Annotated in this window: 14 protein-coding genes; 7 read left to right on the top strand and 7 right to left on the bottom strand. The window is 60.4% G+C overall.

Annotated elements, in window-relative coordinates:
* Positions 1-11: 11 nt before the first annotated feature.
* Entirely contained in the window at positions 12-317 is a 306-nt protein-coding gene (locus ACZXDY_RS25505) for a hypothetical protein (RefSeq protein ID WP_464347395.1), read from the bottom strand.
* 1,070 nt (positions 318-1,387) lie between these two features.
* On the opposite strand from ACZXDY_RS25505, the gene ACZXDY_RS25500 reads away from it, so the two are divergent.
* On the top strand, positions 1,388-1,861 hold the full coding sequence (locus tag ACZXDY_RS25500) for a hypothetical protein (protein ID WP_464347394.1): 474 nt from the start codon (positions 1,388-1,390) through the stop codon (positions 1,859-1,861).
* 165 nt (positions 1,862-2,026) lie between these two features.
* Here ACZXDY_RS25500 and ACZXDY_RS25495 read toward each other — a convergent pair whose 3' ends face one another.
* The 3 genes from ACZXDY_RS25495 to ACZXDY_RS25485 all read right to left on the bottom strand — a co-directional run bounded on the left by ACZXDY_RS25495 (position 2,027) and on the right by ACZXDY_RS25485 (position 4,669).
* The gene (locus ACZXDY_RS25495; RefSeq protein WP_464347393.1) at positions 2,027-2,440 is read right to left on the bottom strand and encodes a hypothetical protein; all 414 of its coding nucleotides are present in this window, start codon (positions 2,438-2,440) and stop codon (positions 2,027-2,029) included.
* 53 nt (positions 2,441-2,493) lie between these two features.
* Positions 2,494-2,943 carry a flagellar biosynthesis repressor FlbT gene (locus ACZXDY_RS25490; RefSeq protein WP_464347392.1) on the bottom strand — a complete coding sequence of 150 codons (450 nt, stop codon included), beginning with the start codon at positions 2,941-2,943 and terminating at the stop codon, positions 2,494-2,496.
* Between the two features lie 163 nt (positions 2,944-3,106).
* Positions 3,107-4,669 carry a flagellin N-terminal helical domain-containing protein gene (locus tag ACZXDY_RS25485; protein WP_464347391.1) on the bottom strand — a complete coding sequence of 521 codons (1,563 nt, stop codon included), beginning with the start codon at positions 4,667-4,669 and terminating at the stop codon, positions 3,107-3,109.
* A 1,052-nt stretch (positions 4,670-5,721) separates the two neighbouring features.
* Here ACZXDY_RS25485 and ACZXDY_RS25480 point away from each other — a divergent pair.
* The 5 genes from ACZXDY_RS25480 (at position 5,722) to ACZXDY_RS25460 (ending at position 10,572) form a co-directional block, all read left to right on the top strand.
* Positions 5,722-6,906 (top strand): CgeB family protein, encoded by a 1,185-nt coding sequence (locus tag ACZXDY_RS25480; protein WP_464347390.1) that lies wholly within the window; start codon positions 5,722-5,724, stop codon positions 6,904-6,906.
* A 117-nt stretch (positions 6,907-7,023) separates the two neighbouring features.
* Positions 7,024-7,470 carry a cupin domain-containing protein gene (locus ACZXDY_RS25475; protein WP_464347389.1) on the top strand — a complete coding sequence of 149 codons (447 nt, stop codon included), beginning with the start codon at positions 7,024-7,026 and terminating at the stop codon, positions 7,468-7,470.
* Positions 7,467-8,588 (top strand): DegT/DnrJ/EryC1/StrS family aminotransferase, encoded by a 1,122-nt coding sequence (locus tag ACZXDY_RS25470; protein WP_464347388.1) that lies wholly within the window; start codon positions 7,467-7,469, stop codon positions 8,586-8,588. The genes ACZXDY_RS25475 and ACZXDY_RS25470 overlap by 4 nt, the downstream gene beginning before the upstream one ends.
* A complete protein-coding gene (locus ACZXDY_RS25465; protein WP_464347387.1) occupies positions 8,585-9,358 on the top strand; it encodes a class I SAM-dependent DNA methyltransferase in 774 nt (257 codons plus the stop codon). Before ACZXDY_RS25470 ends, ACZXDY_RS25465 begins: the two co-directional genes overlap by 4 nt.
* A complete protein-coding gene (locus ACZXDY_RS25460) occupies positions 9,277-10,572 on the top strand; it encodes a glycosyltransferase (protein ID WP_464347386.1) in 1,296 nt (431 codons plus the stop codon). The genes ACZXDY_RS25465 and ACZXDY_RS25460 overlap by 82 nt, the downstream gene beginning before the upstream one ends.
* Before the next feature lie 15 nt (positions 10,573-10,587).
* Here the strand turns inward: ACZXDY_RS25460 and ACZXDY_RS25455 are convergent, their stop codons facing one another.
* Positions 10,588-12,153 carry an MATE family efflux transporter gene (locus tag ACZXDY_RS25455; protein WP_464347385.1) on the bottom strand — a complete coding sequence of 522 codons (1,566 nt, stop codon included), beginning with the start codon at positions 12,151-12,153 and terminating at the stop codon, positions 10,588-10,590.
* A gap of 322 nt (positions 12,154-12,475) precedes the next feature.
* Between ACZXDY_RS25455 and ACZXDY_RS25450 the strand changes: the two genes are divergently transcribed.
* Positions 12,476-13,669 (top strand): CaiB/BaiF CoA transferase family protein, encoded by a 1,194-nt coding sequence (locus tag ACZXDY_RS25450; RefSeq protein ID WP_464347384.1) that lies wholly within the window; start codon positions 12,476-12,478, stop codon positions 13,667-13,669.
* Between the two features lie 5 nt (positions 13,670-13,674).
* Here the strand turns inward: ACZXDY_RS25450 and ACZXDY_RS25445 are convergent, their stop codons facing one another.
* Both ACZXDY_RS25445 and ACZXDY_RS25440 read right to left on the bottom strand, forming a co-directional pair.
* Positions 13,675-15,186 carry a tripartite tricarboxylate transporter permease gene (locus tag ACZXDY_RS25445; protein ID WP_464347383.1) on the bottom strand — a complete coding sequence of 504 codons (1,512 nt, stop codon included), beginning with the start codon at positions 15,184-15,186 and terminating at the stop codon, positions 13,675-13,677.
* Between the two features lie 22 nt (positions 15,187-15,208).
* Positions 15,209-15,751 (bottom strand): tripartite tricarboxylate transporter TctB family protein, encoded by a 543-nt coding sequence (locus ACZXDY_RS25440; RefSeq protein WP_464347382.1) that lies wholly within the window; start codon positions 15,749-15,751, stop codon positions 15,209-15,211.
* Positions 15,752-15,769 lie beyond the last annotated feature (18 nt).

The following is a 15,769-nucleotide window of genomic DNA, read 5'->3' as shown; positions in this document are numbered from 1 at the left end:
GAGCGACGGCCTCAAGTCCGCGATCGAGACGATGCACCGGGAATACCTTGTTCTGACATCTTCAAAAGCTCGTCTACGTAGAATTGGAGGGCGTCGTTGAATTCCTTTGCTATGCCCTCCTGTTTGTTCTGCAGATCATGCGAAAGCAGATCGGCTGTTCGCATGGCGAATGCCGAAACGTCTTCAGGTGTCAATAATCTCTTTTCCGCCAGCGTAATCATCAAGCTCGTCACCGTCGTCATCTGGGCCGTTAGAATTGCGCGCATTACGGCACCCGATGTGACATTCAAGACTTTCAATATCTCCTTGTCGTTCAAATTCATCTCCTCTTGGTTGCGTCAGGTTTCGTTTCAGCATGAACCGCCCCCCTGCTCGCAGCCCTGGGAATTGACTGAGAGGCATCCTCGAGGAATTTGATCGGAACAGCGTCAGCCATGCTTCTGTTACCGTCCCAGATAATGCGGGCTCTGGTTTTATCTTTGGTGACCGTTGCGACTGTTCCAATGCGGCCCTCCCATTTGGGATGCCTCCGCTTCGGAGCGCCTTTATTGGAGACGTAGAACCTCAAGCCCAGCTCATTGAGCCGGACCTTCTGACCCTTGGCAATCACCGCTCCCCCACGCAATAAAAACGGCTGCCGTTTAAACGGCTTATCGAGTGTCAATTGATCCAGATTGATTGAATTGCCTTGCCGTGTCATCACATTCTAAAGTAGCAGCCACCGGCCGGCATTCGGATCATTGTCGCCGCAGCACACCCCGCGACCTTCGCCAGAGCGGCAAAGACAGAAGGTCCGCAGGTTAGCTCCCTAGCCGAATGGCTTGCGCTTGGTTTGCGGTTGGATAGAGTGCGGTTTGTAGCCGAGATAGGCTGCCCAGGAGGGGGCGTACGGTATGGATGGGCTCAGCCCGAAAGATTTCGTTGCGAGATTTCTGTTTTCAATTGCTGTGACGACGTTTGTGGTGATCGGATCGTTCGCAATCATTCGCTACCTTGCCCGCATTTAGGGTTGCCTTTAACGCGCGGCAAACGATGCCCAAGCTTGGCTTGGGCGTGGGGCTATTTGAATCCAAACACGGGGCAAACGTGCAGAACTCTGGCATGCCCAGGGGAGATACCGAGTTCGCCTGGAGGCCAGGCACGTCGCCTCCCATCACTCGCGAAGAATTGACGGGGAGCGCAAAGTAGATTTGGGTCCGGCGGGTCCGATGAATATGGTGCATCCAGCTTCTTCATCGCTTTCAAAGCGAAGAGGAAAAAGCAGCCGTTGCCAAGCAGAAAGCGCTGCCGCTGGCAGCCGGCAATCGGCCGATCTAGGGCCTTGCGGCCGTCCGGAACGAGTTCTACCTAATTTGTTAGCCGCATCGCGCCGCAATCGGATACACGCATGATGACCAATCCAAATTCCTATGCCGATCCGCATCAGCGCCGGTCGTTAGTGCCGTGGCTGGCAATCGTGCTTGTAGCCGCCATCGTTGCTGGGGGCGCCTTCTGGATAAATCATGAAGCCGCAAGCGAATCGACTGGCCCGCAACAAAAGGCCGAGGTGTCGGTATCCCCAGACCCGGCTATCGAGCAAATCAAGCAGACCCTTTCCTCGCTGAAGCAAACTGTACAGGACGTTCAGTCTGCCCAGCAGAAGCTAACGGAGGATCTGCAGGGCATTCAATCTGCCCAGAAGGAGCTGGCGGACCAAATCAGCGACGTTCGGCAGAAGGTATCGGCGCAACAGGGTGAACGTAAGATGTTATCCGATCAGTTAAGCGCACTAAGCGCGCGCGTTGACACGCTAGCTTCAGCCAACGCCGAGAGCACGCCAGCAGCGCCACAGGCTCCAAAAAACAGGCGCGGCAAGCGATAATGAACGCCGATATTCGGTCACTTCCAAGCCGGGCCTTCAATCGCGCCCCACAGATCGCCAAATGTTGGTGGGTGCCCCTGTGGTTTTGCAATCGCGCCGACGGCAATGGCTGTTTTAAGGTCGTCTGCAGGGCCGCCCGGGATGCGGGCGCGAAAACGGCTGGACCTATCGCTTTCTCTTCGCGGCTTGCGGAGGTGGCGAGCCGGATGTCTCGGCCGCCTTTACGCGCTCTGTAAGCGCATTCACCTGATCTGTCAGTAACTTGCGCTCACCTTGCTCGGCGGATAGCTGACGTTGCAGCTCGCCGAGCTGTGCGGCAGTGCGTTGTTGCGTTGTCCGGAGGTCTTCGATCGTGTGCTGGAGACCAGCTATCGCATCATTTGCTTTGTCGAGCGCATCCGACGGCACAACACTAGGCGCAGCGGCCGGCATGAGGTCATGCGCAGTCCATCGGATTGACCAGACAACCGCACCAGCTCCTATTGCCCCGATAGCTACGAACAAAAGAAGGAGAACAGACGGAGAGAAGCCGGTTCGCGGCTCGTTAAGCTGGCGTTTTTCGGACGAGGTGTCACTCATCTGGCGCTACTCGAAAGTTGGACTGAACTCCATCGAATAGGGTACGCACAGCGCTAGGAAGCTCGGGTGCCGCCCACGGCAGGCTTCCGTCCTCCTGCGCGCGGCATATAGCCTTCCGGTGGGGTTCGATCGACTAGAAACGCTTGCGTCTTGATGAGCTTCTTAAGCAGTTTGAGCGCTCGGTAGTACTCGCGCGCACGCACCAACTCGTCTGCCGCTTGCACGAGAGGATAACGATCGGGTGATTCCTCGACCGCCCCCACCCTCAAGGCCAAGTACGCCCCTTGGTACTTGCCTGGAGCCTCTTCCAGATACATCTGCTGGACGCAGCGGTAGAGTTTTTCGACCACAGCGTGCGCTCGTTCGGCCGCCAGGAAGTCTTTTGACCGCAGGATCGGGGTTTCGCCCTCGACGACGAAGCAGGCTCGCTCGTGAGAATTTCTGATGACGCTTTTACCAATATGAAGCACTTCAAACGGACCTAAATCAAATCGTAACGGCATGAATCGGACCTCACGGGGACGCAAAACAATAAAAATAAGACGGTTAATGCAAGCTTAACATCTACTTTCACTGAACCCGGTCTTCCCGGGCTTACCTAAAATGAAGACGGCGGGGTTTCCCCCGCCGGCCTCTTGTTGCTTTTGCTTGTGCTGACGCCGCTGCTTAGCGGAGCAGCTGGAGCACGCTCTGCTGGCTCTGGTTGGCGAGCGCCAGCGCGGACACCGCGATCGACTGGCGGGTCGACAGCGCCTGGCTGTTGGCCGCTTCCTCGTTGGTGTCGGCCAGCGTCAGATTGGACGAACCGGTCTGCAGCACGTTGATCAGGTTCTTGGAGAAGTCCTGACGGATCTGCACGACCGACAGGTTCGAACCGAAGGCCGACGCCTGCGAACGCAACGTGCTCGATGCGTTGTTCAGCGAAGTGAGCACCTTCTGGGTGCTGTCGTTGTCGATGAAGTCGGTCCCAGACGTCAGCGACGCCAGGCCGAGGCCGGCCGGATCGTCGGTCACGCCGTTGATCGTCAGCGACGACTTGCCGGTTTCGTTGAACACCAGCTTGAGCTGATCGCCGTTGAGCAGGTTGATGCCGTTGAAGGAAGCATCCTGCGCAGTCGTCTTGATCTGGTCGATCACAATATTGTACTGGCGGACCAGGTCCGCGCGGGTGTTCTGCGCATTGACGTCCTTGACCGGCGCGCTCGTGGTGAGGGTCCCGAGCAGACCGCCGGCACCCGTGGCGCTACCGGTGATCTTGCCGGTCAGATCGACCGAGGCATCGTCGTTCGCGGTGGTGATGCTCAGCTTGCCGTCGCTGGAGAGCGAAGCCACCAGGTTGCTGTCTGCCAGCTTCTTGTTCAGATCGTCGAGGGTGTTGACCGAACCGGCACCGGTTCCGATGGTGATGGTCTGCGCCGCCTTGCTGCCGATCGCGGCGATGCTGAGGACCTGGTTGTCCTTGGTATTGGTCGGCTTGGTCTCGCCGGCCGTAAGACCCAGCTTGGCGAGGGCGCTTCCACCGAGGGTGATGCTCTTGGTCGTATCGGTGGCGGCATTGCTGATGGTTAGGACGTTTCCGGCGCTGATCGACGATGTACCACCGGTAATGCTATCGATCGCCGCAAGGACGTCGCTGACCTTGCCGCCGGCGGTCGACGACAGGCTGATCGTCACGTTGCCGGAGGCATCGGCCGTGAATGCAGCGTCAGCCGCGGCACCCGTCACAAAGCTGATCGTCTTGCCATTGACGGTAAAGGAATCGGTATTCGTGAAACCGGCAGCCGCCAGCGTTTCGGTGCCGGCCAGGTTGGTCACCGCAGTGCCCGACACGGTCGCCGCCGTATCGGCGTTGCCGAGCAGGTTCGTGGCGGTCGCCCCTGTCACGGCCACCGACGTGGCGGTCGATTTGGAGGAATAACCTGAGGTCGCCTGCAGCGCCTGGTTGGCGATCGACTTGGCGCTATCGACCAGCTTCTGCAGCGAGGTGATGCCGGTGTTGGCCGCCTGCAGTACCTGCACGCCATTGCCGATGCCATCGAGCAGGTTGTTGATGTCGCTGGCGCGGTTGTCGAGCGAGGCGGCCGTGAAATAGTTGGTCGGGTTGTCGAGGGCCGAGTTGACCTTCTTGCCGGTCGAAAGGTGGCTCTGCGTGGTGGCGAGCAGATCAGCGGTCGACTGCAGCGAGAGCAGGTTCTGGCGAACCGAAGCCGAAAGAATGATGCCGGACATGATGGTTTCCTTCTGGTTGAGGGGTCAATTCTTTGACCCTGCCAGACCTATCGGACGAGATTTAAAATTACCTGAATATCGAGCGTCACAATTTGCTGACGTTCACTTCGCCGCTGAGAGGTTAACCAGAAGTAAATAGGTTTAGCTAACAAGCGAGCTGATCTCACCGAAATATGCTGCTGCTCGCTGGTCTTGGTATAATGCTTCACAACGTCTGTTAGCGTCCAGATAGGAATGAGTACGGACTGGGTTGCCGCATGACCCCGGACAGGATGCGTTGGCTCCCGTGCCGGAGACGTAGTTGCTAGCAGCGAGCTACTCAGACGTGTCGGCCTGCCTCGGGAGTAGCTGCAGATGCGTTAGTCGCGGCGCGCACGCAGGTAGTCCTCATCATAGTTGTACACGAGCCAACCACCGCCTGGCAGGATGTTGTCCGTTCACCTGGTTGGACACCGTGCCGAGATGCAACAGGATGGGATGCCGACTAGAGGTCCCTGCTCTTCGCATCGGTTTCCCGAATACGGCCCCTCGAAGTTGGTCAATTGTAATCTTCCGTACAAGCAGCGCCGCTGCAGAAAGTAGGCTTTCCCCGCCTCAAGCAGCCAATCACGTGGATAGGCAGCGGCGCCGTCGCAAACAGATCGGCCCACGGCTGACATAGCCGACTCGATCTGGAGACCCATTCAAACGATCGATGCGGATACGTGTCGAGACTTCAACGCGCAGCCTCCTCACGTCGGACGCGAAAACCGGCCCTAATCGATCGGCAGCTCTCAGGGCACCCCCCGAGGTGAGCCGATCCGGATCGAAGCCTTTGTCTTGCCCGATCTGCCGGTTTGTCGAGGTAAGTTGCCCACCATTGATTTTGCCCGTGGTATCTGTTCTGCCCATGCCACGCCCTTTTCTGGACAGCAATAATCAACTGACTTGATGGAATCTTCGTTCTGGCTACTCAAGCGTGTGTTGATCGTCAAGAACCGACACATGCGCGGGCGGTGGCAACAACCGCTTGCTTAGAGACCTGTCAGGCAAGATAAAGCTACCGAGAAACCATGCGGATACTCATCCTCAACGCGGACTACCCACGCTTCCTGACGCGGCTCTATCGCAAGCAGCCCGGACTTGAAGATGCGCCCTACGCCGCGCAAATGGTGGCGCGCAATGCCAGCCTGTTCGGGGTTGCAGACTTCTACTCGAGGAATTTCAACGGCTGGGGCCATTCCGCGGCGGAAATCCACGTCAACAATCCCTGGCTGCAGGCAGCCTGGGCGCGGGAGCACGGCATGGCCGTGACAGTTACCGGGCCAACGATGGGCGCGGACGCCGCCAGCAGGATGCCGGCCTGGCTGCTGCAGGCGGTCGCGCCGTTCAAGCCGATGTTGAGGCCATTCGCCCGGAAAATCGGGCTTAGCCCGAAGCTCGATGCGCAGGCGGAAAAAATCCTGCTCGCCCAAATCGAGGATTTCAGGCCGGACCTGGTGCTGAACCAGGATACGTTTCACATCGATACGGCGCTGATGCGGCGCATCAAGGGAATTGGCAAGCCCATATTGGTCGGCCAGATCGGGATTTCGCCGACCCGTGGCGAGGACTGGCGGGTCTATGATCTCTTGATCTCCCAGCTGGCAGCCACGGTCGAGTTTTTCCGCGGCGAGGGCGTCCGCGCCGAAGTGAGCCACCTCGCCTTCGAACCCTACGTGAACGATGCGTTACCTCCCGCACCGGCCAAGGACATCGACATCTCATTCGTCGGCACCGTCTCGGCTGATCATCAGCAACGGATCGCGCTATTGGAGGCCGTTGCCGCGCGCTTCGATCTCAAACTGTTCGGCAACATCGCGCCGGGCCTCCCCGCCTCCTCCCCCCTGCATCGCTGTTTTCAAGGCGAAGCCTGGGGCGCTGAGATGTACCAGGCCCTGCGGCGGTCGCGCATCACGCTGAACTCCCACATCGACATGGTCGGCCGCGAGGCCGGAAATGTGCGGCTGTTCGAAGCGACCGGCGTCGGCACGTTTCTGCTCACCGACTTCAAGGACAATCTGCACACGCTGTTCGACCTTGACCGCGACGTCGTGGCATGGCGCTCCATCGACGAGTGCATTGAAAAGATCGACCGATATCTCGCGGACGATGCGGCACGAAAGGAAATTGCTGCGGCCGGTCAGCGCCGCACGCTGACGGCGCACAATTACCGCGAACGAACCCGCGCAATCCTGGCCGCCGTCGAAAATTCGTGACCACTCCGGCGCGACGGGATCGACGGAATATTTCCTTGACGCCGGGGGGCAAAGCAGCCACATTGCCCTCAAAATAGCCGCTTTGCGGTTGATTTTACTCACCTTTTTGGTCAGCCGATGGATAGCGTCGAACACTGTCGCTTTAACGATCAGCTCTACGCGATCATCGTTCGCGCCTCCTTTCGGGAACCGGGGATCACGTTTTTCTCCACGCCCGAATTGTCGCAGCAGCTTGCCTATATGAGCCACCCCAAGGGCAAGAGCATCGCGCCGCATCGGCACAACAAGGTGACGCGCGAGGTTCACTACACCCAGGAAGTGCTGGTGATCCAGAAGGGCAAGCTGCAGGTCGACTTCTACACTGAGGCCGAAGAATATCTGGAGAGCCGCGTGCTCTCGGCCGGCGACGTCATTCTTCTGTGCAGCGGTGCCCACGGATTCGAGGTGCTGGAACCGCTCGAGATGATTGAAATCAAGCAGGGCCCCTACGCCGGCGAAGGCGACAAGACGCGCTTCCCCGAGGCGCCAGCGGCTGTGAGGCGGATCAAGGGCCCGGTTGCGTGACGCAGGATTTCGTTCCAGTCAACACGCCGCTCCTGAACGGAAACGAAGCTGAATATCTCGCCGAGTGCGTTCGCACCGGATGGATATCTTCGGAAGGCCGATTCATTCCGCGGTTTGAGGCGGCGATGGCGCGGATCGCGGGACGGCGCCACGGCATTGCCGTCACCAACGGATCCGTTGCGCTCGATATTGCCGTTCACGCGCTTTCGCTCGAGCCGGGCAGCGAAGTCATCATCCCGACGTTTACGATCATCAGTTGCGCATCCGCGGTGATCCGCGCCGGACTTGTTCCCGTCGTGGTCGACTGCGATCCGAACACCTGGAATATGACCGCGGACGCAGTAGAAGCAGCGATCACCCCGAAAACCCGCGCAATCATGGTGGTGCACATCTACGGCCTGCCGGTCGACCTCGACCCGATCCTTGAACTTGCGCGCAAGCATGACCTTCGCGTGATCGAGGACGCTGCCGAGATGCACGGCCAGACCTATCGCGGCCAGCCCTGCGGCAGCTTTGGAGACGCGAGCACGTTCAGCTTCTATCCGAACAAGCACGTCACGACGGGCGAAGGCGGCATGATCCTGACCGATGACGCGCAACTCGCCGACCGGCTGCGCAGCCTCCGCAACCTCTGCTTCAAGCCCGAGCAGCGTTTCGTCCATGACGAGCTTGGATGGAACGCGCGCATGACCAACCTGCAGGCCGCGCTCGGCGTCGCCCAGACCGAACGGCTGGGCGAGATGATCGACATCAAGCGCCGGACCGGCCGACGCTATGACGAGCTCCTGGAAGGGCTCGATCTGATCCAGCGCCCTATCCCCCGCACCAATTACGCTGACAACGTCTATTGGGTGTACGGCGTCGTCCTGGAAGACGCGGTCGAGTTCGACGCCAAGGAAGCGATGCGCCGGCTTGCCGGCAAGGGCATCGGCACCCGTCCCTTCTTTTGGTGCATGCATGAACAGCCCGTCCTGCGCAGAGCCGGCCTGTTCGCGAGCGACGCGCATCCTCACGCGGAGCGGATCGCGCGCCGCGGCTTCTATCTCCCGAGCGGCCTTGGATTGACGGACGACCAGATCGTGCGATCCGCACAGGCGCTGAAGGAGATCCTTGCTTGAGCGCCTTCGAACGCTACGCGCCATGGTATGACCTGCTCTATCAGGAGAAGGATTATGCCGCGGAAGCATCCTTTGTGGACGAACAGCTCCGTCGTCATGGCGCGACGCCCGGTACGTTGCTCGATCTCGGTTGCGGCACCGGCGTACACGCCCATGAATTCGCGCGCATGGGATGGACAGTCACCGGGGTCGACATCAGCGCAGACATGATCCGCCGGGCCGAGGCGCGCACGGGAGGCGGTTCGGAACACGTTCGATTCCGGCAGGGGGACGTCTGTGAATCCGGCCCGGAGCGGGATTTCGACGCCGCGGTCGCCCTGTTCCATGTGGCGAGCTACCAGACCAGCCGGGGAAGACTTCAGAACATGCTGGCGAGTGCGGCCATCGCACTCAAGCCGGGCGGTATTCTCCTGTTCGACTATTGGTATGGCGGCGCCGTACTCGCGCAAGGCGTTGAAACCCGTGTCAAGGTCGTTGAACGCGCGCCCCTGCGCGTCACCCGGATCGCGCAATCCAACCATAATGAGGCCAGCGCGACCGTTCAGGTCAACTACACGCTGTTCTGCGAGGACATTGCGCAATCGACGATCCATCGGATCGACGAAGCACACCACCTCCGCTACTGGTTTCCGTTCGAGGTCGAGGCGCTGCTCGGCGCGACCGGTTTCGAACCAATCGGTCACTATGCGTGGCTGTCGACGACCAGCCCGCCGAACTCGCGAGACTGGGCGGCTTATTCCATCGCCAGAAAAAAGACGGTTCAACCGTGAGGCAGTTTCACGTTGGCGTCGTGCTGGAGTTGCCGCTCGAGGTTGGCGGCGGCTTCCAGCAAGGGCTTAGCGATATCACATGGCTGCGCGGCTGGGCGAAGACGGCCGACATTGGTGTGACGGTCTTCACTACCCAGCCGAACAATATCGCCATCCTGGCTGAACTCGGCATCGAGGCCAAGCTGTTGCGGATTGGCTGGTTCGACCGGTTGTTCCTGTTCCTGAAATACTGCGGATGGTTCGACCTCCTGCAGTACGCGTTGCATCTGTGTCCGCCCTTTGAAAAGCGGCTGATCCGGGAGCAGGTCGACATCGTCTACTTCCTGACGACGTCGAACTGGCAACTTGTGCTCTACAAGCTGCCTTTCATCATCACGATATTCGACGGTTGCCACCGCGATTCGCCGGAATTCGACGAGGCGCGCGAATTCGCCGAGTTCGAACGCCGCGAAATCGTCTTTCGCAGCGCCAGCACCAAGGCAGCTTTGGTCGTCGCCAACGCCAAAGAGGTGATTGATGCGCTGTGCCGTCGCTATGCGATGGAAAGGAATCGCGCGGTTTGTATCCCGTTTTCGCCATCGCCTTATGTGACACGGTCGAGTGAGGCTGGCGAGCAAACGGATGCGGACGGCGCGATCCTGCGCAAGTACGGGCTTGAGCCCGGCTATCTCTTCTACCCCGCCCAGTTCTGGTCTCATAAAAATCACGCAACCATCCTGCTGGCGATGAGTTTGCTGCAGAAGCACGGGGTACAGACGACGCTGGTGCTATGTGGATCGGATCGCGGTTCGCGTAGCGCAATCGAAGCCTTAGCCGCGCAACTCGGCCTTGGCGACCGCGTGCGTATCCTCGGCTTTGTTCCCTCTATCGAACTCGGCCCGCTCTATCGCAACGCAGCGGCGCTGGTGATGGCAAGCTACTTCGGTCCGACCAATCTGCCGCCGCTCGAAGCCTGGTCGGTCGGCACGCCCGTGATCTATCCCGAAGCGTTCAAGGCACAAGCCGGCGATGCCGTCATTCTGTTCGATTACGACAATCCCGCTTCGCTGGCGGAAGCCATCGTCAAGGCCAGCCTGCCCGAGGAACGTGCCCGGCTCGCCACCGCGGGCAAAGAGAGGCTCGACTATTTTGCGCGCCAGATTGACGACGGACATCGCGAGTTCGCGCAGCACCTTCTGAGACTGCGGTACCGCCGCTACCCTCGGATCTATTGAGGACCGCGGACGCTCCTATCGGGGGATCGTCGCGATTATCTTTTCGCGGATATTTCCGATCAGCAACGGGATCGCCGCCACTCCTGCAACCACCAGCCAGATCGCACATTCCGCGAAGAAGCCCTGCATGCCGGTCCAGGATATCATGGAGCGGATCATAATTCCCAACCCCCAGCCTGCGAGTATCGTCGCACCCATTACCCCCGCCAGAAACGCCAGGTGACGGAACGGATGCATGAGCGTTTGACGCATGATGACAAGCGTCAACAGACCGAACTGAACCAGCAGATCGCTCGCCACGATCGCGGCCGCCGCGCCGAGCGGGCCCAGTTGAGGGATCAGCAGCAGCGATAGCACGAGAAAGACAATGAGCTGCAGCCCCTTGCTGCGTACAAGAAGATCGGCCCGGTTGCTGTAATTGGCATAGCTTAACGCCAAGATCGCGGGCGCGGCCACGCTGGTGCCGATCAGCATCGTCTTTGCCAGCAACGGATCGTAGGGAATGGCGCCGCGGGTCCAGAGCACGAAGAAATCAGGCCAGAACGGCAACAGTCCCGACACGACCGCACTGGCGAGCACCGCGACAAATACCGAACCGCGGGCATAGAGCGCGCGCAACCGTTCGGTCGCACCAACAGCATAGTCGTGGCCGAGTTCAGCAGCCAGCGGAAGAGTTACCTGCAGGCAGAGCGCCCGCAATAGCCCAGCCGCAACGCGGATCAATCCCCATTGTGCGACAGCGACGCGATCGGCTACCAGCGCGCTGACCAGGAGCACCGGGAGGTTCATCAGCGCCAGCTCGGTCGCGCCAGCGATTCCGAACGGCGCCGCCTTGCGTAGCTGACCGACCATCCAGCGCATGGGACGTCTGCCCCGCGCCTTGCGCAGGAATGGATGCAAGCGCGGCGCATCGATGGTGATCAGATAGACCGCAATCGATATCTGCATCGCGACATAGGCGAACGTGACGGCAAACAAGCTCGCTGTCACGACAATAGCAACCAACTGCGCGACCTGTCCGATCAGCGTTCCGAAGCTCTGCAACCAGACAGCGCGGCCGTACAGGCCCCGCGCCCGATAGAGTGCCGACACCAGACCCGCCGGAAGCGTGAGCAGCATACCCGCCGTCATCGCCACAAAGGCAGCATCGAAATTCTCGATCGCCTCGAACCGGAACACCGTGGACGGCGAAACAGCCAGCGCCGCTGCCAGCACCAGACCGACGAGCACGACGCTAAGCCAGAGGTAGAGCCGCATTATCGCAGCATAGAATGTCGTGGTGCGGCCGTCGCAATCAACGCTGGACTTGAATGAGAAGAAGCGATTGATGGCACGAAGCTGCAGGCCGGCATCAGCAACCAGCACAAGGTTGCCGATCGCATAGATGACGAACCAGGCGGCCAGCTCCTCGCCGCTCCAGAAATGCAGAAAGATAGGAACCAGCGCGACCTGTTGGATGATCCCGAGCACCATCTGGAAAATGCTGGCGGACCAACCCGCAAGCAGCCGTCGTGCCCGGGTCGGGGGCGAAATGCCCGCGGGGACGTTCTCTCTGCCGCGCGCGTTTGGCTCTTCGATCAAGTCCGGGGACCCCTTTGGCGTACAGAGGGGGCTAGCAGCAACCCGATGGGATGTCGATACTTGGCCCTCGTGCCAAAACATGCGGCAAGCGGCCTCTCATGGACCACAGAGGCCACTGGCGCGGAGCAGCCACCCGAACATGAAAAGCGCACCCGGCCTTGCGGGGTGTCCCTAAAACAGATCCCGGCCGCCTTCCTGTACGATCCCCGCCAAGCCACTCAAAACATCAAGTCCGCCATGCCGTTGCTGGCGGGAGGCAGACCTTGCCGGGAGGTTGTCCGGCGCTATTGTAGCGCCGCCGTTCGATCCGGAGCTCCCCGTAATGCCCGTCCCGCATGCATCGCAAGCCCTGTCCCGATTCACCGTTCTCGACCTCACCCGCGTCCGCTCCGGCCCCACCTGTGTGCGGCAGCTCGCGGACTGGGGTGCCAATGTCATCAAGATCGATGCATTGACGGAGGACGCCGGCGGCGAGCAACCGGGCGGCCCACGGCATGGCTCGGACTTCCAGAACCTGCACCGCAACAAGCGCGCGATGACGCTCAATCTCAAGGATCCGAAAGGCCTCGAAGTATTCAAGCGGCTAGCCGAACAGGCTGACGTTGTGGTTGAGAATTTCCGTCCCGATGTCAAAGCCAAGCTCGGCATCGACTACGACAGTCTCCGCCAGATCAATCCGCGCATTGTCTATGGCAGCATTTCCGGCTTCGGCCAGGACGGGCCCTACCACAAACGCCCCGGTTTTGATCAGATCGCGCAAGGCATGGGCGGACTGATGTCAGTGACCGGCGCGCCCGGCGGCGGGCCAATGCGGGTCGGCATTCCCGTTGCCGACCTTGCCGCCGGCCTGTTCTGCGCGATCGGCATCCTCACGGCGCTCCTGGAACGCGACGTATCGGGTGAGGGCCAATGGGTGCAAACCTCATTGTTGCAGGCGCAGATCTTCATGCTGGATTTTCAGGCCGCGCGCTGGCTGATGGAAAAGGAAGTGGCGCAGCAGGCAGGGAACAACCACCCGACGTCGATCCCCACCGGCGTGTTCAAGACGTCAGATGGTTACATCAACATCGCTACGACAGGCGGACGCATCTGGGAACGCTGCGCACAGGCGATCGGGGCACCCGAACTGATCAGCGATCCCGATTATGCCACGGCGCCGGCACGCTCCAAGAACCGCGACGCGCTCAATGCGAGGATCAACGAGCTGACGCAGAAGAAATCCACCGAGACCTGGGTGAACGAGCTGAACGCGGCCGGCGTGCCCTGTGGACCGATCTATTCTATCGACCAGATGTTCGAGGATGCGCAAGTGAAATATCTCGGCATCGCCCAGGACGTGCCGAACACAGAGAACCGCCACATCCGACTGGTGGGCCAACCGGTGACACTGTCGCGGACGCCAAGCATCATGGCGGCGCGCCCGCCCGAATTCGGCGAGCAGACCGACGAAGTGCTGGCGGAGTTCGGCTTCAGCAAGGATGAGATCACCGATCTCAGGCAGCGCAAGGTCGTGTGAAGCCTTTACGCCTTCGCCGGCCGCAACCGGCGGGCGGCGCCGCTGAGCGCCTTGTCGATCAAGGGCCAGAACAACAGGATGATTGCGAGCGTCGTGATCGAGCCGACGAGGCCATTCGACCAGAACACCTTCATATCGCCGCCGGAGCCGATCATCGATAGCCGGAACGCATCCTCCGCACGGTTGCCGAGCACGAGCGCGAGCGTGAACGGCGCCAGCGGAATCCCGATCTTCTTGAAGACGTAACCGACCACGCCAAAGCCCAGCATCAGCCAGATATCGAACATGGCATTCTGGATCGCGTAAGCGCCGATCGCGCACGACACCACGATCATCGGCGCAACCGCCGCAAACGGCACGCGCAGGATCGAGGCGAAGATTGGCACCGTCGTCAGCACCAGGACGAGGCCAACGACGTTGCCGAGATACATCGAGGCAATCAGGCCCCAGACGAAATCCTTGTGCTCGACGAACAAGAGCGGCCCTGGATTAAGCCCCCACACCATCAGGCCGCCGAGCAAGATGGCGGCGGTTCCCGATCCGGGAATTCCGAGCGCAAGCATCGGGAGCAACGCCGAGGTGCCTGACGCATGCGCCGCCGTTTCCGGCGCGAACACACCCTCGATACGGCCCTTGCCAAAACTGTCCTGGTCCTTGGCAAAGCGTTTGGCGAGGTTGTAGCCCATGAACGACGCAGCGATCGCGCCGCCCGGCGTGATTCCAAGCCAGCAGCCGATGAAGGACGACCGCGCCAGCGTCACCCAGTATTTCGGCAGGTCTCTCCAGACCGACAGCACCACGCGCAGGCTGATGCCGGCAGCATGGCCGCGCAGCGCCAGGCGCTCTTCCATTGTCAACAGGATTTCGCTGATGCCGAACAGGCCGATCACCGCGACCAGGAAGTTGATGCCGCGGAGCAACTCGGTAGAGCCGAAGGTCATGCGGAGCTGGCCGGACACGGTATCCATGCCGACGCCGGCAAGCAGAAGACCAAGTGACATCGAGATGACGGTCTTGTGCTTTGCCTCGCGGCCAAGGCCGACAAACGAGCAGAAGGTCAGGAGATAGACCGCAAAGAATTCCGGTGGCCCGAACTTCAGCGCGAATGACGAGATCATCGGCGCCAGAAACGTGATCAGGAGCACCGCGACCAGCGAGCCTATAAAAGACGAGGTGAAGGCCGCCGTCAGCGCTTCCGCCGCCCTGCCCTGCTGCGCCATCGGATAGCCGTCGAAGGTGGTCGCTACAGACCAGGCTTCGCCGGGAATGTTGAACAGGATCGAGGTAATGGCGCCGCCGAACAGTGCCCCCCAGTAGATGCAGGATAGCATCACGATGGCCGAGGTCGGGTCCATCGTGAACGTCAACGGCAACAGGATCGCCACGCCGTTCGGCCCGCCAAGCCCAGGCAGTACGCCGACGAAAATGCCGAGCACGAGCCCGACCATCATCAGTAACAGCGTTTTCCAGGTGAGGAGAACGGCGAAGCCGTGAAGGAGCAGACCAAAAGCTTCCATGACTGAAAGTCCCGCCGATCGATTAGTAGCCAAAAGCCGCTTCGAGCGGTCCCTTCGGCATGATGACGTCGAAGGCGATGTCAAACGTCACGAACATCGCGGCGGTGAAGATGAAAGCGGTGAGCAGAGACTTCCACGCCGCGATCTTGCCGACAAAGCGCATGAAGCCAGCGATCAAGAGGAAGCTCGCAACATAGAGCCCAAGGAATTGCGTGGCGAGACAGAACAAGACCGTCGGCACGAACACCGCCATGACCCGGCGAAGCTGTGCCCGTGTCACAAAGATCTCGGAAGCTTCCTTGCGCGAGAAGATCGCTGCAAACAGCCCGTAGAGGCTGGCGCCCCCAAGAACGATCGAAAGGTAGAACGGGAAGTAGCCCGGCTCGGGGCCGGTCGCATCCCAGGCCGCGCCCGTGCGCCAATTATCCCATCCGAGCGTGACGGCAAGCGCGAGCAACACGAGCGACACGACAGCGTCCACGACGCGATTGCTGGTCACCGCGGGTGAATTAGCTTCCGGCGCAGTCGGATCGTCGACGACGATTTCGATATCGGTGTTGGACATGGAGGCAGACGGTTCGGA

This window comes from Bradyrhizobium sp. LeoB3 (assembly GCF_055456055.1).
The sequence above is the reverse complement of the archived record's forward strand: the minus strand, read 5'-3'. Positions and strand labels throughout refer to the sequence as shown.